Source organism: Alishewanella aestuarii B11, assembly GCF_000280055.1.
GTDB classification, from domain to species: Bacteria; Pseudomonadota; Gammaproteobacteria; order Enterobacterales; family Alteromonadaceae; genus Alishewanella; species Alishewanella aestuarii.
Genome location: NZ_ALAB01000027.1, coordinates 39855 through 59922 on the forward strand (window position 1 = coordinate 39855; position 20068 = coordinate 59922).

Consider the following 20068-nt stretch of genomic DNA (forward strand, 5'->3'; position numbering starts at 1 on the left):
CTTAACCGGCTTCACCAAACACACCACCACGAATAAACATGGCCATAATGTAATGCTGCTGCTCCAATGGCGGGGTTTTACCTTTTAATACCCAGCCATCCAGTAATTTATAAAAATCCATATTGTCTTTTGGCTGGCGATACGCTTTACCACGGTTAGTTACTGAGCCGTAAGGTTCTACGGCAATAGCACCAACCTCTGCGGTTTCCGGGTGCCAGGTGTCAATAGTGCGCAAAGCATTGCCTATTTTTTGCGAGTGCATGGCAGCCACACCATCCAACTGGTATAAGAACTTGCTTTTGTCACCTTTGCCGCCGCCCATTACCAGCTCTTGTGATGGATAAACTGCCTGACCTGCGCCCAGTTTTACAAAGGCACTTACTTTAAGCAGCGCAAAGCTTTCTCCTGCCAGCCCCTGTTTTATCACTTGCGCTAGTTTTGCTAAATCGCCTTTTGGCTCTGCAAAACTGCGCAAGTCAAACTGTTGGGCATCAAATATCCAGAGCTCTTTACCATGCGTTACCTGCACTTCTACTGCTTCAGCGCCTACCCGGTTGCGCCACAAAAAACGACCATTGGCAATGTTGGCGGCATAACGATTGGCTAACTCGGTAAATTGGGTTTGTTCAGCATAGCCATTAATAAGGTTGGCCAATGCCTGTTGGTATGCAGGATCATTACAGGTAGAAGGTGTCGCTAAATTGCCGATGATTCTTAAGGTAAAACTCACTTTAAGCGTATCGTGCTCAAACGGCAGTGCGGCATTATCAACGGTTTGTAGGTTAGCTTTTTGCACTTCAGCATCAACCTTTGCCGGATCGCTGGCCAAAGCCGACTTTAACCGGTTTGAAATAGTGCCACGTACCGCTTTTTCTTTAACCGCTACAGGCAAAAAGCTGTTGCCATTTGCGCGTTCTTCCCAGTTGCCACTGGCCATAATGGCGTCTGAATTTGCCAGTTTGGCTTCAAAAGCCAGTACCGATGCTGTTTTTAAAGTAGTAGTCATAAGTAAGTTCCTTATTAGAAGTAAGTAAGTTCAGTTTCTGTCAGTTCAACTAAAGCGGCTTCCTGCTCCGGATGCAGCTTTAATGTGTTCTGTGCCGTGTTTGTTGTACATAAATACCAGGGGCCCTGCTGACGATAACGCCAGATAACATCACGTAAATCAGGCACTCGGTGCGGGCTTAACCACTGGCCAACGCCATACGCAGATTCAACAAAACAAAACGGATATTGCGGATCACGGCTATTGGCGACAGCGCCAGCAGGATAAAGCGCTGAAATTGCTTTATAGCCGGTGGTGATCGGCACCAGGTAGCCTTTGTCCGGTTTAGGTACCCGTACCCATTCAACAGCATGTTGCTCTGTTGGTGAGTCAGCATCCTCAGTTGTAACAGCCTGATAAGTTAACGCTGCAAAATCCAGCCAGGCATCTAGCATAGTGGCATTGGGCTGAGTCGAGATTAACTGCTGATAATGCTGCTTTAATAGCTCTGAGCGATCCGTTAACACGAAACCCGGCAGCACTTTTCGCAGCAATTTACGGCTTAACGCCTGCTCATCATCATCGCTGTACAGGCTAACGCCTTTAAGGCAACTAACCTGGCCACCAGCTAGCTTTTGCCGTTGCGCTAGCACAGTAAGTGTTTCAACTAACTGCTGTTGCTGAGCGCCACTAAATGCTTTGCTAGATTCCAGAATCAATGAAACGGTAAGGTGCATTCGTCCTTCTTCAACGATAGGCGCAGTATTGCCCTCTTTGGTTAATGGGTTGCGGGTAAGCGCAAAAACGTAATCGCCCCAACCGCCAGGCTGATAGGCCTGTACCTGATGCTGATGGCATACCACTGCACAGCCGGTTAGTTCAATACCAAACTGTTGTTGTAACTTACGCGACAGTGCGTGGGTATAGCCAAGGAAATGGGTAATGGCCGGAAAGCCATAAGTAAAACCGGCGATACAATTGGCATTTTGGACTTTGATATGCTCCAGCAAAATATAATTGCTCATACTGCAGCCTCCGCTTGTGCCTTAGCTGCAGAAAACACCATTGTGCCAAGCTCGTAATCGCGTAGCCGGGGCGACAACAACTTCGCCCAATGCTGATATTGCACAGTACCAAACACTAACCCATCATTCTTCAGGGCTTTGTTCAGCTTACTATTTAACCAACCGGCAAAGGCCAGACAAATATCTTGCTGCCAATTGTTGTTTGCCCTTTTTTGCTGGAACAACAGATCCTCACACCAGACATCCAACCACAGTTGTTCCGCCAGTTTTAACTCACAATTTTGGAAACTCCAACCAGCGTACTCGCTTAATCCCTGCACTTCAGCTGCATAATTTAGTAAGCCATCAATAAGATCATTTACGTAAGCGGCGATATTACGACGAATTTCTAAAGTACTATCGCGCCCTTTTACGCTAAGTAAGTAACGTTGTAGTTCTTGTAAATCGCGCCATACCCTGCGGTTAAATTCGCGACTGTTAAATATCGATTGCTCATTTAATGGTGGCTTTAACGTCGATTGCCAGGATGGCGGCGCACAGTTGAGCAAATTGGTTTTACCGCCCCGCTGACTATTCAACTGCGAAATATTTTGTGGTTTAGAGCCACCAAAGCTTTGTATTGCAGTATCTAAAAATCGAATGTCTGGCTTGTCATGATATTTACCAGCCCGGCGCGCTTCCCGAATAGCTTTGGGTTCATCACCATAGCGCACGGCAGTTATTTTGCTGTTAAATTGATGCGCAAGAGACGAGGCAAATACGGGGCTAAGCAAGTGATACTGGCCATCAGCGATGGGGAAATACAGTTGTTTGGCTAAGGTATGAGATGACAAGGCTTTATCTGCCAGAGCCAACTTGAAACCTTCAACCCATTCAGTGAGTTGCATCTGATCTTCGCTAAAAACTGCAAGAGCGCTGAAATCGCCATCTGTTAGGGTCTGTGCAAGACTCCGCCCTTCAAATTCTAATTGTAGTAGCTTGGCAACATCTAATGCTGCTGCGTTACCAACGGCATCAATGGCCAAGTTGGCTAAACTGGCCGTGACGAGATAGTCGGCATCCTCCATATATTCGAGTGACAACACGCTGCTGCCTTTGGCATCGCCATGAGTAAACTTCAACGCATGAGTAACAAGACTGATTTGTTTTGCACGCTTTGCCGCATCATCTAACCAATGCCTCACATCAAACTGTTGGTTGATTTGTAGGATCTGAGGCGAAAACTCAGTGTTGATCTGCGCTTGTTTAACAGCATCGTCAACACCTTTTAGCGCTTTCTCCAATGCTTTTTCTATTGGCTCCAGCTTCTGCAACCTGCGTTGGTCGATATAATCAGCTATTACTGCTGCTAGCCCTTTGGTTTGCATAAATCCTCCTGAAATTAAAAGCTTTTTGCATACAATTAACTAATCGTATATTCCCGCCAAGGTATCTGATTTGGATGTATATTCGTTAGAAACTTCACGATATCGCGCCTACCAGAATAGGTTGGTATTCCCTTGCTATTTTGGGCCATCAGCACTATCGGCATATTCGGAAAATAGGCCGTTGAAAACTCAGTGAACTCTTCGCTTAGTTGGCTTGAAGCCACTATGTGTGGTTTTACAACAAGGACTGCAAACGTTACACCTTGCTCTCTTACAACAGCACCATGAATCTTCATACATTTACCTCAGATAACGAAACCTGAATTGACTATAATTCAACCAACAACCAAGATCAACACCTAAGTATATTTATTGTAAATATTCAAACTTAACATTAGACGCAACTAACGACTTACTCTAAAATCGCCCCACTACCGCAGTTGGTAGCTCAGAAATAAGTATATTTGTTGTTAACTACCGCACAGGTAGCAGCGCACTCAGCCGAGTGCGCCATACACTCCCAATACAGGGTGGTACTGCCACTTTTCGGCATTCTGTTTTACTCTTAAACGGATCTCACCGAATTGTTTGCTTACCTCTTCCAGCGTGAGCCCCATTTGTTCTGCACGCTGTTGATACACTGACAGCGCATCCAGCGTAAACCAGGCATGGTTGCCCTGCGTTGGCTGCCAGCTTTCAGTAACAAAATTTTCTGCTTTGATATATTCCAGTGGCCAGACTGCATCATTAATCCGCGTAAATACCGGCTCGTCATCTTCTTCTGATAACATCAGGCAGTAAGGTTCATCAGGCGATGACTTGCGAAACGGCTTACGCCTTTGTAATTCAGCACTCCAAGTTGCATGATGATCCCACCATCTTGCGGCATAATCTGTTGGCCAGTCACCGCTACCGGATGACCATTTTTCTGGTTGAGGAAATACACTTTGAAATAGCGCCAAATGCTCAAATACAACAAGGTCAGAGTACAGTTTCGATTCAACTAGTTTTGGCTGACTGATACGTGGTAATGCACTGATATGCTGAAAATACTCGACCGGCAAGATCTGTTGAAGATCATGATGTTTTAATAATAAATCATCCCGCTCAAACCCCGGCTGACAATAGGCAGGTTTGCGCTTTCCATCCCTATTTGTTACCGCTTTTAATGCTTTAAAATTTTGCGACAGAATTAACAAGTTATCGCTACTTGCTGGTTGCTGGCGGTGCCGTTGAATACGCCCGGCCAACTGGATCAGTGAGCGCATAGAACTGGGCTCGGCAATTGCCCAGTCATAATCATGATCCCTGCCGACTTCAGCGACAGAGGTCGCTAATACCACAAATAGATGATTGCCTTGTGGATATTGCGCGAGTGCGTGGCTGATTTCAGCTTGCTGCCAAAGCGCTGACGTATTGTAGCGGGTCAGTGCTGCATCCAACTTTTGCTCGATAGCAGAGCGCACCGCTAATGGGTACTGGCTGTGGTAAACACAATAATGAATATGGCAATCGACAGGTACTGCCATTTGTAGCAACTGCTTAGCCACAGCGACCATAGGATTAATATTGGCCATACGTACCAAGCCGATGGATACTTTTTGACCTGTAGGTGCCACTTGATGATGCTGACTATGTAACTGACAAATACTCTGCTGGATTAGGCTAGCCAGTTGGCTAATAATCAGCTCTGGATTTTTACTGCTGGCGGTTACCCCCAGTAAACTGGCTTTACGCAGCACAGGCTGAGTTGCCAGGGCCTTAACCCGTTTTTCAACAAATAGCGTGTGCTGCTGCATTAACTGCTTTTTATCTGCACACTCTGCTTTTACTGCGGTAAATTCATCAAACCAAGCGCAGATAACCGGCAATTGTGACCGACCGTCAGCATTCACTGCATTGAAGTTCTCTCTGCCGGTGCGGTAGGCCTCAAACAAAGCGCACACCAGAACTGGCGGTAAAGTGGCAGATGAAAACAGTAATCTGGCGCCCAACATGCCAGCCCAGTTCACCAGCCTGCACAGCGCGGGTAAATCGGCAGTGTCGAAATCATCGGGTTCATCCAGCACCAAATCAGCCGTTAGCAACCTCAGCATAGGCGCGATTTGCTTACCGCCACGCACACCTTCGGTTGCTGGCATCAAATGATCAATAGTGCTTACCAGTACCGGTGCACTCACCAGTTGGTTTAGCTTCGGGCTACTGTTTAGCCAGTCTTTTAAGCGGCCATCATACAAGCTGCCTTCATAACTTACGTAAAGGTGCTCTGCGATAGGATCGACCAGCGACTCACTGCCAGTAGCGCTACTACTGACAGCAAGCTCAGCTTGTAAAGCTTGCTTACTGATATCATGCAATTGTTGCACTGCTGCGGAGCCAATTAACACCGCCAAGTCATCATCAGTCAGTTGCAAACGCTGTTTTAATGCATCACCTGTTTGTAACGTTAGCGTTCTTAACCCCAGTGCCACACTAAAACGGCATCCCAGCTTTTCGTCAGCTAAACCGTACATAATACGGGCATTGGCAAAAGTTTTACCTTTGCCGGTGCTCGCCATATTGATACCAAAGAAGCCTTGAGAAACACTGTTTTCCCGTACCGAACAAGCCAAATCATAGGCCTTATCCTGCCAGCGGAACTTATCCAGCTTGGCCCGTTGCTTAAAACCTTTGTGCCGGGTAATGGCTGGCAAGGTATTTTTTAACGTCGGTAAACTTCTGGCCAATAAATAGGCATTATGGCTTACACCAATATTATGCTCATCTAGCTTTTGCTTAAGCTCACCATTTTCACGGTAAGAATTGGCAAAGGCTTTGTAGCTTGCATCTTGCCATTTTGTTTTAGGCTCTTGCGCCGAATAATAATGGTCGGCCAACATCAGTACCATCCGTGCATTATGACTAGTAAAGCGCTGCTCAAACCAATCTTGCTCAAATAACCTACTACAATTTAGCGCTCTAGCTGCAATTTCTCCGGCTTTTTGCCGCCAGGTTGCACTGAGCAAAGGCGAACCATATACAAAAAACCAGTTTTGCTCACGTCGTTGTTGCTCACAACTCTCAGCACTGTTTACGGAATTCCATAACACATCAAAATTGTTCAGCCAGCTGTTTATGTTTTCAAACACAGGTTTGGTATCAGATTTTTTATCCGGAAAAATAGGCAATCTATGGTGAGATACGATTAGCCAAGCGACTAACCTAGCTACTGGTGCTAAACCGGCAAATGGCTCCAGATGACCCTGTTCCGGCGCATCTTTATGTAGCTTTGCTAAAACACTGTGTTCAAACTGAGCCGTAATATTGGCTAATTCAGTAAGCCATTGCTTATCTGATTTACCGGCAGTAAATGCCTGAAATAGCCGTAGCGATACCCATTCATGGCGATAAGGTTCATAACCCGGCGTTTTTACTTTGGGATTTATTTTTTGCTGAAACAGCAGATTGGCTTTACCAAAATCATGAAACAAACCGGCAATACCAGCCAATAAAGCGATAACCTCGGCGTTGTGCCAGCTGTTTTCATCCTCACTACGCAGAATATTGCGCAATGTCATGTTGGTTGGTGTGGCACCATCAACGTTGAATTTACGCTGATTACCCACTACCCATAACAACTCAGTATGATTTTTACTGCGGATCCAATGACAGGCCACAGCGGTATTTCGCCGTGCCGACTTTTTCAACAGCTTGCGCAGCACATCAAGCCCTTGCAAAGTGATTGGCGTTTGCCAGGTTCTGTCACCACGGCGTTCAGCGAACTGATCTATGATCCGTCGTGTTTCAATAAGAGCATTTTTCGAGCACTGCGATACCAGCATAATGTTCATAGTTCGCCACCATGCAGTGCAGCGATATCTTTCAGGCTATCGATGATGAAATCCAGCGCTTCAGCTTGCTGAAAATTGGTAATACAGTTTTGCCGGAACTCCTGGTCGTCATCGCCATTCATCGCACTGATAAAAGCTTGTGGGAGCACCAATGCATCTTTAATGAGATCTGCCGCATCAAATACCAAACCACCACGGCGGGTTTTTCCATGAAGTACTGAAAAGCCATGCGGTAAACCTAAAACCCAGGTTGCTGTTGCTCCCAAGCCATAGGCTAAATAGTTACCGTGATCTAAAAAGCGATTAGCTGGATCAATACCGCTTCCGCCTTTGGCGCGCGTAAAGCTGTCGTCATGCGCTAAGGTATTGCAGGCAATTTTATACAGTAACTTGGTCAAGCGGGCTTCCGCCAACATAAGTGGCTGGGTGCCATTTGCAGCATCTACATCTTGTTTAAAGCGTGACAATGCTGAATCTAATTGGCTTTCACTGACCACAAAGCCATTATCAATAAATGATTTATTTTTTAGCCAGTGCTTCAACGTGAAATCAATTCTAAACTGCTGAATCGCTTTAGCTGCCTGCAACCTTTTGTCGTCATCCGGCCAAAACTTCAACCATTGCTGCAAATATTCGCAGGGCCGGTACTCACTTTGCGGATTAAACCAAGCTACCTCAACTTCAACATCATTTACGCTGAACAATGGCGTGCCACCACCACCACAGAATCCAACTAAAACCCCTGCCCGCGCTAACTCCCGCATTGCAGCCTGAGTCACTGAAGTTCCGGTTCCCAGTAATAAACAAGTCGTATTGGCAATGGGGATATTCCAATACAGCGACTGTTTACCCTCATCAGTTACGTATTCAACACGACCACCTTTAACTAGCACGCGACAATGCTGCAGGTAATACATATTTGCCCGCTTGGAATGCAGAATGCTTTTTAGATCTGATGGTGAAAAGTCATCCATAACAAACTCTCCTAATTAACAATCTTACTCTACCCTACTTCCCCAGAATAACAACACTGTACAAAAACACCTGTATGATTAATATATACATACAACGCAAGCTTATGTTTTAAATAACAAAGCAAAAAACATAAAAATTATTAAAAATTTTTTGTCACACCACGGTGAGCTGCGGCGACTTGTTAAGGTAACCCCTAATTAACCAAGGAACTTGCCATGAAAAATAACACGAAGCCAAATGCAAATAACCACGTTGATAAAAGCACTACCAAAACCAAACCGAGCTTTTGGACACATTTAGCTATCTCGCTGACCATCGTCGCCGGTGTGATAATCCCACAGTTAAAAGCGGCTGAGATCGAAGCGGCTCCCAGTTTTCAGGTAGAGGTGATAGGTGAAGGCAAACCAGTATTACTGATCCCCGGTTTAATGTCTGATAGCCGGATTTGGCAGAATACTGCTGCAGCGCTAAAGCAGGATTATCAGCTACATCTGATTAGTGTGGCCGGCTTTGCCGGCACACCGGCTATTGAGGGCGAACTATTACCCCGCTTGAAACAGGATTTGCTGCAGTACATTACTGAGCAACAACTGCAACAGCCGGCAGTAGTCGGTCATAGCCTGGGGGCTTTTTTGGCGTTCTCACTGGCGAGTAGCGCTCCTGAGCAAATAGGTACTGTGGTCGCGGTCGATGGCTTGCCCTATATTGCACCCATTTTTAGCCGCAATCCTGCAACCCAGGTTGCCGATATGCAGCAACAAGCTTTGCAAATTAGAGCTTATTATCGGCAACTGAATGGCGAACAACTTAAAGCCGGTGCGGCGCAGGGTATTTTTATTCAGGCCAGGGCGCCAGAGCATCAGCAACTGGTACTGGAGATGGCCGCGGCCTCCGATGCGAATAGCGTTGGCCAGGCGATGTATGAACTGCTCACCACGGACTTACGCCCTGAGGTTACCGCCATTACCAGTAAAGTCTGGCTGTTGGGAGCCAGTGGTGCCCTGCCCGCTGCACAACAGCAACAGGCCGCCGCCCTTTATCAGCAGCAAATTGCCGGCATTGCTAATGCTACCCTGCTGATGAATACTACTAGCCGCCATTTTATGATGCTGGATGAGCCAGAGTGGTTTATCAGCACGCTGCGTCAGGCGTTACAGGAGTAAGCTGATTATGTCGGTTAGCATAGAACAACAATTACAACCCGATGTTACCGCTGCCATCGCCGGCGATATACAGGCCTTTAGCCGCCTGGTACAGCGCTGCCAAAATGGTATCAGCAGTATTGCACTGGCGATTGTGAAAGATTTAGACGCCAGTGAAGAAGTCTGTCAGCAGGTATTTATTGCGGCCTGGCAGCAACTGAATGGCCTGCAGAATCCGGCCAGCTTTTTGCCCTGGCTGCGCCAGATCACCCGTTATCGTGCCTATAGCTATCTGCGTGAACAACGGGATGCGCAGATCGAGCGAGGCACTGACGCTGAAGCCTTGCTGGAGAGTTTTGCCAGCGACAGCAGCCCGGCCGACGAATTACTGCGCAGCGAGCAGGCCACGCTAATCCGTAACCTGCTGGATGAGCTGCCGCCTGAGAGCCGGGAAATCGTACTGCTGTTTTACCGTGAAGAACAAAATAGCCAACAGGTTGCCAGTTTATTAGGGCTGACTGAGACCAATGTCCGGAAAAAACTGCAGCGGGTGCGGGAAATGCTAAAAGAGCAGCTATTAGCCAGATATGGCAAGCTGATTTTAAGCACTGCGCCAGGTGTGGGCCTTAGCAGTGCTGTGCTTAGCGCTTTATTAGTCGGTAGTCCACCTGCAGCTGCCGCAACTGCCAGTGCTATGGCAGCACAGAGCAGCGGCCTGGCAAAATTTGGCTGGCTATTTAGTGGGGCGCTATTTGGCGCGCTCGGCGGCATGCTCGGTGTGTTGCTGGGGATGCGCGCGCCACTAAAAAATGCCGCCAGTAATCACGAGCGCAGTCGCTTATTACGTTATCGGAATCAGGCTTTGGCTTGGGTTGGCTTCTCAGGCATATTACTAGCTGCCGCATACGAATTTACCGCTGGCGCCATAGCACCGCTGCTAGCCTTTGTGTTGTTTATGACCGGCGTGGCTTATCTGCAACTTCGGGTATGGCAAACCATTAAACCGCGCTTATTGGCAAAAGCCGCACAGAGTGCAGCAGCGAAACGGCAGTATCGCAACAATCTGCTCTGGTGTTGGTTTGGCATGCTCGGTGGCGCGACAGCCGGTTTTGCCGGCTTGATAGCAGGGCTAGTTAAAAACGGCCGCTGGTTTTGGAGCTAAAAAAACGCCGGCATCAGCGCCGGCGTTTTTAATGCAGAATTTAAAACTTACAGATACTGTACGTCCGTGATTTCATATTCCACCACGCCTTTTGGCGTCGTAATATTAACCACTTCATCTGCTGTTTTGCCAATCAGGCCACGGGCGATCGGTGAATTCACCGAAATCAGATTATTTTTAATATCCGCTTCGTCATCACCGACAATCCGGTAGGTCACTTCTTCATCCGTATCCAGATTCAGAATGGTGACGGTAGCGCCAAAGATCACCTTGCCGCTATTTGGCAGCTTGGTCACATCAATGATTTGCGCATTGGACAACTTGGCTTCAATATCCTGAATGCGGCCTTCAATAAAACCCTGCTGTTCACGGGCGGCATGATACTCAGCGTTTTCTTTTAAATCGCCATGCGCACGCGCTTCGGCAATCGCCAGGATCACCGCCGGGCGCTTTACCGTTTTTAGCTCGTTCAGCTCAGCGCGCAGTGCTTCTGCGCCCTGAACTGTCATCGGGATTAAACTCATCCGTTAACTCTCTTATGCAATTCCTGTACAGATACGACATTAGCAAAAGCACTGGCCGCATTGGCTTTTACCGTAGCAAAAGCGGCATTCAGCGTTGTCGTGTAGTTTACCTTATGCTGTAAGGCGCCACGACGCAGCATTTTGGAGTCTTCTATGGCCTGGCGCCCTTCGGTGGTATTTACCACATAGCTGTATTCACCGTTTTTAATCCGGTCCAGCATATTCGGACGACCTTCGAACACTTTATTGACTACACGGCACTCAATACCGGCTGCTTTTAAGGCTGCTGCCGTACCGCCACTGGCATCCAGTTCAAAACCAGATTCCACCATACGTTTAGCTAACTCAACCACGCGCACTTTATCGCTGTCGCGTACAGAAAGCAAGGCACGGCCACCGGTCGGGATCATAATGCCACAGCCCAGTTCCGCTTTCGCAAAGGCCTCTTCGAAGGTATTACCTACCCCCATTACTTCACCGGTAGAACGCATTTCCGGGCCAAGGATCGGATCGACGCCCGGGAATTTATTAAACGGGATCACCACTTCTTTTACTGAGAAGTACGGCGGAATAATCTCTTTGGTAATGCCCTGCTCTGCCAGCGAACGGCCTGCCATACAGCGGGCACCGACTTTGGCTACGGCGACGCCGGTGGCTTTCGAGACGAACGGCACGGTGCGGGCTGCACGCGGGTTAACTTCAATTAAGTACACTTCGCCATCTTTGACTGCGAACTGGGTATTCATCAAGCCAACTACGCCCAGCTCCAGTGCCAGTTTACGCACCTGCTCACGCATCAGATCCTGAATTTGCTGCGACAAGCTATGTGGTGGCAGCGTACAAGCCGAGTCACCTGAATGCACACCGGCTTGTTCGATATGTTCCATAATGCCGCCGATCACGACCTCTTTACCGTCACAGATGGCGTCGATATCAACTTCAATAGCATCATCCAGGAAGTTATCCAGCAATACCGGCGAGTCATTCGACACGCTTACCGCTTCGTTCATATAACGGCGCAGGTCTTGCTCGTCATAAACGATTTCCATCGCCCGGCCGCCCAATACATAAGACGGGCGTACTACCATCGGGTAGCCGATTTCCGGCGCTTTAGCCAAGGCTTCATCAAAGCTGGTAACGGTGACGTTTTTCGGCTGCTTTAAGCCTAAACGATTCACCGCTTGCTGGAAGCGCTCACGGTCTTCGGCGCGGTCAATCGCATCCGGTGATGTACCAATAATTGGCACACCGTTCGCTTCTAAAGCACGAGCTAACTTCAGTGGCGTTTGGCCACCGTATTGCACTATGACACCCTTTGGCTGTTCTTTGCGCACAATTTCCAGCACATCTTCCAGCGTAATCGGCTCGAAATACAAACGATCTGAAGTGTCGTAATCCGTAGAAACCGTTTCCGGGTTACAGTTCACCATAATGGTTTCATAACCGTCTTCACGCAGCGCTAACGCCGCGTGCACACAGCAATAGTCGAATTCGATACCCTGGCCAATACGGTTCGGGCCACCACCGATAATCATAATCTTATCGCGGTTGCTCGGTGCCGCTTCGCACTCTTCATCGTAAGTGCTGTACATATAGGCGGTGTTTGAAGCAAATTCTGCAGCACAAGTATCAACCCGCTTATAGACCGGGTGAATGTTATAGCTGTAGCGTTTTTTGCGCACTTCGGCTTCGCTAACACCCAGCACCTCAGCAATACGTTTGTCGGCAAAACCTTTACGTTTTAAGCGGGCAATCCGCGCTTCGTCCAAGGCAGCAAAGCCGTCAACACTCAGTGCCTGTTCTTCTTTTACCAGATCTTCAATTTGCACCAGGAACCAGGGATCGATCTTAGTCAGATTAAAGATCTCGTCCATGCTCATGCCAAAGCGGAAGGCATCGGCGATATACCAAATACGGTGCGCGCCCGGCTCGCGCAGTTCACGGATAATCTTTTCTTTGGCTTCCGAGGCATTGATATCAATAATCGGGTCTAAACCTGAGACACCAATCTCTAAACCACGCAGGGCTTTTTGCAGCGATTCCTGCTGGTTACGGCCAATCGCCATTACCTCACCCACTGATTTCATCTGGGTAGTTAAGCGATCGTTAGCACCGGCAAATTTTTCAAAGTTAAAGCGCGGCACCTTGGTCACCACGTAATCGATACTCGGCTCGAATGATGCTGGGGTGACACCACCGGTAATATCGTTGGCCAGTTCGTCCAGGGTATAACCTACCGCCAGTTTGGCAGCGACCTTGGCAATTGGGAAGCCAGTCGCTTTCGAAGCCAGTGCTGATGAGCGGGAAACCCGCGGGTTCATTTCGATAATGACCATCCGGCCATCAACTGGGTTAATACCGAACTGCACGTTCGAACCACCGGTTTCAACGCCGATTTCACGCAATACCGCCAACGAGGCGTTACGCATAATCTGGTATTCTTTGTCAGTCAGGGTTTGCGCCGGCGCTACGGTGATCGAGTCACCGGTGTGAACGCCCATCGGATCGAAGTTTTCAATCGAACAGACGATAATGCAGTTATCGTTCTTGTCGCGCACCACTTCCATCTCGTACTCTTTCCAACCGATTAACGATTCGTCAATCAGCAGCTCTTTGGTCGGCGACAGATCCAGACCACGGGTACAGATTTCTTCAAATTCTTCGCGGTTATAGGCAATACCACCGCCTGACCCACCCATGGTGAATGACGGGCGGATAATACAAGGGAAACCGATCGTTTCCAGTACCTGATAGGCTTCTTCCATCGAGTGGGCTAAACCGGCGCGTGGACAAGCTAAACCGATAGAGCGCATCGCTTTATCGAAGCGGCTGCGATCTTCAGCTTTATCAATGGCATCAGCCGTGGCGCCGATCATTTCGACATTGTATTTCGCCAGTACACCGTGACGCTCTAAATCCAGCGCACAGTTCAGTGCCGTCTGGCCACCCATGGTCGGCAGTACAGCGCACGGGCGCTCTTTTTCGATAATCTTTTCTACTACCTGCCAGTGGATTGGTTCAATATAGGTGGCATCGGCCATTTCCGGATCGGTCATAATGGTGGCCGGGTTAGAGTTCACCAGAATAACGCGGTAGCCTTCTTCTTTTAAGGCTTTACAGGCTTGAGCGCCTGAATAGTCGAACTCACAGGCCTGGCCGATCACGATAGGGCCAGCGCCTAAGATCAGAATACTTTTTAGGTCGGTACGTTTTGGCATTGCAGTAAATCTCCGTAATTCTTTCTTGGCTTATCCCCTTCATCCTTGAAGATACGGGGGTGTTGGCTGCCTTCTCTTACCCCAGTCACATAGTATCCTATGCTCCTGGAGATGCGCTCAGTTGCCGCCTACCCGTATCTCCAATGATTTTGGGTATAGGCTTAAGCCTTTTGCATTAATGCGATAAAGTGGTCGAACAGCTCTGAGGCTTCGTGCGGGCCGGGGCTCGCTTCCGGGTGGCCTTGAAAACTGAATGCCGGTTTATCAGTACGGTGGATCCCTTGCAGGGTGCCGTCGAATAACGATTTATGGGTAGCGCGTAAGTTAGCCGGTAAACTGGCCTCTTCTACCGCAAAACCGTGGTTCTGCGCAGTAATCAGCACCCGTTTGGTGTCGAGGTTTTGTACCGGGTGGTTACCACCATGATGGCCTAACGCCATTTTTACCGTCTTAGCGCCGCTGGCCAGGGCCAGTAACTGGTGACCTAAGCAGATACCAAAGATCGGAATATCGGTCTCTAAAAAGGCTTTAATCGCTTCGATGGCATAGGTGCAAGGTGCTGGGTCACCCGGGCCATTAGATAAGAAAATACCATCCGGGTTTAAGGCCAGTACGTCAGCGGCAGGGGTTTGCGCCGGTACTACGGTCAGTTTACAGCCGCGGTCCGCTAACATACGCAGGATATTGCGTTTCACACCAAAGTCATATGCTACGACATGGAAGCGCTCGGCGGCAGCGGCCTGATGGCCCACGCCCAGCTGCCAGCTACCTTCGGTCCACTGATAAGGTGCGCTGACGGTGACTTCTTTTGCCAAATCCATCCCCGATAAACCCGGAAAGCCTTTGGCTAGTTGCAGTGCTTTAGCTTCATCCAGGTTATCACCGGCCATAATACAGCCGTTCTGGGCGCCTTTTTCACGCAGGATCCGGGTTAATTTGCGGGTATCGATATCGGCGATGCCGAGAATATTGTTGTTTTGTAAATATTGACTAAGAGAGAGTTGGTTGCGGAAATTGCTGGCTAACAGCGGGAGGTCACGGATGATTAGGCCTTTCGCCCAAATCTTGCCGGATTCCTCATCTTCCTCATTGGTTCCGGTATTGCCGATATGAGGATAGGTAAGAGTCACAATTTGTTCTGCGTATGAGGGGTCAGTTAAAATTTCCTGATACCCGGTCATCGAGGTGTTAAATACTACCTCACCAACAGAAACTCCTTCGGCGCCAATGGCTGTACCGCGAAATACGGTGCCGTCTTCCAGTACGAGCAGGGCGGACTTAGTCAAAATAACCTCCAAACAGCAAAAAACGGGCGAAAACCAGTGGCGTTTTACAACCCGTTTTGACCTAAAATTCTGATACCCGTATTTACCGTGCGCTAACAGTTCCCGGTAATGATAACAAAACCAGGACATCTTCCAGCGTACGGGCAAACCTGCTTATTTTAGGTGATAAGCGCTAATTTGGCTATGACTATTTTTTGTTTTTACAAAAATAGCGGCTTTAACACGTTTTTTTGTTAAATGCCGCAAAAGTTTAATCTAACTTTGGCAAACCCAGCACTTGTTGCATGGTATAAAGTCCTGGCTGCTTATTTTGCAACCATAAAGCAGCGCGCAGTGCGCCTTGCGCAAAGGTGTTACGGCTTGATGCTTTGTGGGTAATTTCCAGCCTTTCGCCAAGATCTGCAAACAGCGCGGTATGATCGCCAATAATGTCGCCGCCCCTTACTGTGGCAAAGCCGATAGTTTGTTGCGGCCGCTCACCAATCATGCCTTCGCGACCATAGACGGCAACCTCGTTCAGGTTACGGCCAAGGCTACGGGCAATGCTGGCACCTATTGCCATTGCAGTACCCGACGGCGAGTCCTTTTTAAAACGGTGGTGCGCTTCGATAATCTCAATATCCGCCGTATTCCCCATCACTCTGGCGGCAGTTTGTGCCAGATGTAGCAGCAAATTCACGCCGACACTCATATTTGGCGCCCAGACAATCGGGATCTGCGTACTGGCTTGTTGAATTATCTGATACTGGGCATCGGTTAAGCCGGTGACGCCAATCACCATGGCTTTACGCTCAGCCACGCAGAGTGCCAGCTGGGCTAACATCGGCTCGGGCATGGTAAAATCGACCCATACTTCAGCTTGCTGCACTGCCGCGGCGGCAGTAGCGCTCAGCGCCAGCCCGATTTTACCGCAGCCGGCCAGTTCGCCGGCATCAAGCCCCACTAACTCGGAACCGGATCTCACCGTTGCTGCTGTGAGCTGTATTTGCTGTTCTTTTGCTACCGTCACCAAAGCCCGGCCCATACGGCCATTGGCACCAAAGATCCCAATTGAGGTCATACTCTACCCTGCGTTCTATCAATCATAAAAATGGACAAGTTAGCGCATTATACTCAAGTCACCAAAGGATGCCCGCTTCTGTGATCAGGAAATGTAGATTGAGAAAGTTACCAGCAGATACGGAATGCCCTTGGCGATCGCTTAACCAAACGAACACCAAGAGCCAACACGGTAGTTCGGCATAGGTTATATGCCAACTAAGCACTAAGCACTAAGCACTAAGCACTAAACATTCAACACTCAACATTCAACATTCAACATTCAACATTCAACACTAAAAACTAAACCGCCCGTTGCAGAATACTGCGGCTCACTTCCGGCGTAATATCCCGATGTTCGCCGAGCTTTAGCATCTTATGCTGTACCAGTTTGTCGACCAGCTTATCAACGGCATCGGCTTTGATACCATAGTCAGCCAGACGGGTAGGTACGCCCATCCGCTCAAAGAATTGCCGGGTGTGGCTGATGGCCTCGTCAATCAACCGCTCTTGGTCCTGATGCTGAAGTTGCCAGACACGCTGGCCATATTGCAGCAACTTGGCGCCTTTAGTAGCGCGTTGTTGCTGCATGAGTGCCGGCAACACTATCGCCAGTGTTTGTGCATGATCCAAGCCATAGAGCGCAGTAATTTCATGGCCAATCATATGAGTCGCCCAATCCTGCGGCACGCCCTGGCCAATCAGGCCATTCAGTGCCATGGTCGCGGCCCACATCACATTAGCGCGCACATCATAGTTTTCTGGTTCCGCCAACGCTTTCGGGCCCTCTTCAATCAGCGTTTGCAGTAAGCCCTCAGCAAAACGGTCCTGCACCGGTGCATTGACTGGATAAGTCAGATACTGCTCCATCACATGCACAAAGGCATCGACCACGCCATTGGCCACCTGCTTCGGTGGCAAGCTGTACGTGACAGTCGGATCCAAAATAGCAAATTGCGGGAACACCAGCTCACTGCTAAAAGCCAGCTTTTGCTGGGTTTCATAGCGGGTAACGACTGAATTGCCATTACTCTCCGAGCCAGTCGCGGGTAGCGTCAGCACACAACCCAGAGGCACTGCCGTTGTGACCTTAGCACCTTTGGCCAGAATATCCCAGGGATCGCCGTTAAATACGGCGGCAGCCGCAACAAATTTGGCGCCATCAATTACGCTGCCACCGCCGACCGCCAGAATATACTCAATGCCCTGCTCTTTCACTAACGTCGTTGCCCGCATCAGCGTTTCAAAAGCGGGATTTGGCTCAACACCAGCAAACTCAACAAAACTGACACCTGCGAGTGCATTAACCACCTGTTGATAGACGCCATTGCGTTTAATCGAACCACCGCCGTAGATCAGTAGTACTTTTTTATCTTTGGGTACCAGATGCGCTAGTTCACTGATTTGGTCTTTACCAAACACAATACGAGTGGCGTTTTGATAGGAAAAGTTAAACATGCACAGGCTCCATAGCTGTCAGACGAAATGTCTTAATGCTATGGGGTTGCGGGCATCCCGGATCAAGTTAAATGGCCATTTAACTGTTGTTTGCTGCTTATTTCGACTAGCGCTCAGCACCTCTTAACGCTCTGACCTGCTGTTCCAGGTTCGCTGCGGTTACTGCAGAAGCTGCCACCGGCTCGCCAACTACCAACTTAATCTTCGACCAAAACCGCCCCTTAAACTTAAAAGCGCCGTCGCCATGATGACTAAAAAAAGAGCCCCACAGGCCTTGCAGCGCCATCGGGATCACCGGCACCGGGGTTTCGGCGACAATCCGTTCAATGCCTGTGCGGAAGGCATCGATTTCACCATCCTGAGTTAAGCGCCCTTCCGGGAAGATACAGATCAGATTGCCTTCTGATAGCTCACATCGAATTGCCGCAAAGGCTGCTTCATACATTTGTTCGTCTTGTTGCTTGCCGCAAATCGGAATGGTTTTGGCGGCTTTAAACAGCCAGTTAGCCACCGGGATCTGGTAAATCCCTTTATACATCACAAAGCGCACTGGCCGGCGCACTGCACCGCCAATCAACAGCGCATCAACATAGCTAACATGGTTGGCCACCAGTACCGCCGGCCCCTCCTCGGGAATATGCTCCAGCCCCTGTGCTTTCACCCGGTACATAGTATGGCTAAGCAGATAAATCACAAACCGCAGCACAAACTCCGGCACCGTGCTGTAAACATAGAGCGCGACCACCGCATTCATAATGGCCAGGATCAGAAAATACTCTGGGATACTTAAGCCAAACCCAGCCAGAAATAACATACCCGCCAGCGCCGCAACCACCATAAAGAGCGCGTTAAAAATATTATTGGCGGCGATCATCCTCGCCCGCTGCGCTGGCTCTGCCCGCTGCTGCAGCATCGCATACAGCGGCACAATAAAGAGCCCGCCAAAAACACCAATCAAGGTTAAATCTAAAAGTACCCACCAGCCAAAGGCAGTGGCCAAAAACTGACTCAGTGATAACAACTCCGCTGGCATAACAGCCGGCGTACTAAAATACAGGCTGATACCAAACACCGTCAGGCCAATAGAGCCAATGGGCACCAGCCCCAGTTCAACTCTGTCGCCGGATAGACGCTCACAAAGCATCGAACCTATGCCTACCCCAACCGAAAAGGCGACCAGCAAGGCCGTCACCACAGTATTATCACCGGCTAAATGGCTTTTGGTAAAATTCGGAAACTGGGTCAGATAGCTGGCTCCTAAAAACCAGAACCAGCTAATTGCCATAATCGCCAGATACAGGGTACGGTTTTGATAGCTGATGTGAACAGTTTCCAGACTTTGCCGCCAAGGCGCAAATTGAAAACGCGGACCGGCAGCGACAGCGTCTACTTCCGGGATCTGCAAGCTGGCCAGATAACCCAACACCGCAAACAACACCACTAAACTGCCGATCCATAGCATGGCATTGGCTACGCCGACTAATAAGCCACCAACGATAGTGCCCAACAGAATCGCGATAAAGGTCCCCATTTCAACCCAGGCATTACCTGCCAATAGCTGTCGATCAGTTAACAACTGCGGCAAGATGGCATATTTTACCGGACCGAAAAAAGCGGATTGCCCCCCCATTAAAAACAACAATCCGAGCAACCATAAATATTGTTCGAAGAAGAATGCAGCTGCTGCTAACAGCATCAGGCCTATTTCCAGCAATTTAAGCCAGCGGATTAGCCGGGTTTTACACACACTATCGGCAAGGGTGCCGGCGGTGGCTGAAAACAGTAAAAACGGCAGAATAAAAAGCCCGGCAGCCAGATTCATACTGACATCGACACTCCAGGGCATAGCACTGGCCGCACTGAAGGTCAGCAGCAACATCAGCGCATTTTTAAATACATTGTCGTTAAAGGCGCCCAGCGCCTGAGTCAAAAAGAACGGCAGAAACCGCTTGCTGCCAATGATCTGCTTTGCTGCCATCCGTGCCTCCGCACTAGCTAATAATGATTCTTGCGCTCTAACGGTATGTTTTTTATTCAAAATACCCTATGTTATTCCGC

14 protein-coding genes are annotated in these 20068 nt (G+C 48.9%); 2 read left to right on the plus strand and 12 right to left on the minus strand.

The annotated features are described in order from the left end of the window. Position 1: 1 nt before the first annotated feature. The 6 genes from csy3 to cas1f form a co-directional block, all read right to left on the minus strand. Positions 2–1006: a type I-F CRISPR-associated protein Csy3 gene (gene csy3 / locus AEST_RS09745; protein ID WP_008608779.1), complete on the minus strand. Its 1005-nt coding sequence runs from the start codon at positions 1004–1006 to the stop codon at positions 2–4. 14 nt (positions 1007–1020) lie between these two features. Next, positions 1021–2010, minus strand: a complete 990-nt coding sequence (csy2, locus tag AEST_RS09750) for a type I-F CRISPR-associated protein Csy2 (protein WP_008608780.1) — start codon at positions 2008–2010, stop codon at positions 1021–1023. Continuing rightward, positions 2007–3377 (minus strand): type I-F CRISPR-associated protein Csy1, encoded by a 1371-nt coding sequence (gene csy1, locus AEST_RS09755; protein WP_008608781.1) that lies wholly within the window; start codon positions 3375–3377, stop codon positions 2007–2009. Before csy1 ends, csy2 begins: the two co-directional genes overlap by 4 nt. Before the next feature lie 35 nt (positions 3378–3412). Beyond that, positions 3413–3673, minus strand: coding sequence for a hypothetical protein (locus AEST_RS09760; RefSeq protein ID WP_039925371.1), 261 nt, complete (start codon positions 3671–3673; stop codon positions 3413–3415). 201 nt (positions 3674–3874) lie between these two features. Then, positions 3875–7207 (minus strand): type I-F CRISPR-associated helicase Cas3f, encoded by a 3333-nt coding sequence (cas3f, locus tag AEST_RS09765; RefSeq protein ID WP_008608782.1) that lies wholly within the window; start codon positions 7205–7207, stop codon positions 3875–3877. Next, on the minus strand, positions 7204–8181 hold the full coding sequence (cas1f, locus tag AEST_RS09770) for a type I-F CRISPR-associated endonuclease Cas1f (RefSeq protein WP_008608783.1): 978 nt from the start codon (positions 8179–8181) through the stop codon (positions 7204–7206). Before cas1f ends, cas3f begins: the two co-directional genes overlap by 4 nt. Before the next feature lie 216 nt (positions 8182–8397). On the opposite strand from cas1f, the gene AEST_RS09775 reads away from it, so the two are divergent. Both AEST_RS09775 and AEST_RS09780 read left to right on the plus strand, forming a co-directional pair. Beyond that, complete coding sequence (locus tag AEST_RS09775; protein ID WP_008608784.1) at positions 8398–9345, plus strand: alpha/beta fold hydrolase; 948 nt, start codon at positions 8398–8400, stop codon at positions 9343–9345. 7 nt (positions 9346–9352) lie between these two features. Then, positions 9353–10486, plus strand: a complete 1134-nt coding sequence (locus tag AEST_RS09780; protein ID WP_008608786.1) for an RNA polymerase sigma factor — start codon at positions 9353–9355, stop codon at positions 10484–10486. 47 nt (positions 10487–10533) lie between these two features. Here the strand turns inward: AEST_RS09780 and greA are convergent, their stop codons facing one another. The 6 genes from greA to AEST_RS09810 form a co-directional block, all read right to left on the minus strand. Continuing rightward, positions 10534–11010 carry a transcription elongation factor GreA gene (gene greA / locus AEST_RS09785; RefSeq protein ID WP_008608787.1) on the minus strand — a complete coding sequence of 159 codons (477 nt, stop codon included), beginning with the start codon at positions 11008–11010 and terminating at the stop codon, positions 10534–10536. Beyond that, the gene (carB, locus tag AEST_RS09790) at positions 11007–14228 is read right to left on the minus strand and encodes a carbamoyl-phosphate synthase large subunit (RefSeq protein WP_008608788.1); all 3222 of its coding nucleotides are present in this window, start codon (positions 14226–14228) and stop codon (positions 11007–11009) included. The genes greA and carB overlap by 4 nt, the downstream gene beginning before the upstream one ends. 161 nt (positions 14229–14389) lie before the next feature. Next, complete coding sequence (carA, locus tag AEST_RS09795) at positions 14390–15514, minus strand: glutamine-hydrolyzing carbamoyl-phosphate synthase small subunit (protein WP_008608790.1); 1125 nt, start codon at positions 15512–15514, stop codon at positions 14390–14392. A 250-nt stretch (positions 15515–15764) separates the two neighbouring features. Then, positions 15765–16574 (minus strand): 4-hydroxy-tetrahydrodipicolinate reductase, encoded by an 810-nt coding sequence (gene dapB / locus AEST_RS09800; protein WP_008608791.1) that lies wholly within the window; start codon positions 16572–16574, stop codon positions 15765–15767. A gap of 281 nt (positions 16575–16855) precedes the next feature. Further along, positions 16856–18010 carry an iron-containing alcohol dehydrogenase gene (locus AEST_RS09805; protein WP_008608792.1) on the minus strand — a complete coding sequence of 385 codons (1155 nt, stop codon included), beginning with the start codon at positions 18008–18010 and terminating at the stop codon, positions 16856–16858. 106 nt (positions 18011–18116) lie between these two features. Continuing rightward, positions 18117–19988 carry an MFS transporter gene (locus AEST_RS09810; protein WP_008608793.1) on the minus strand — a complete coding sequence of 624 codons (1872 nt, stop codon included), beginning with the start codon at positions 19986–19988 and terminating at the stop codon, positions 18117–18119. Positions 19989–20068: the final 80 nt, after the last annotated feature.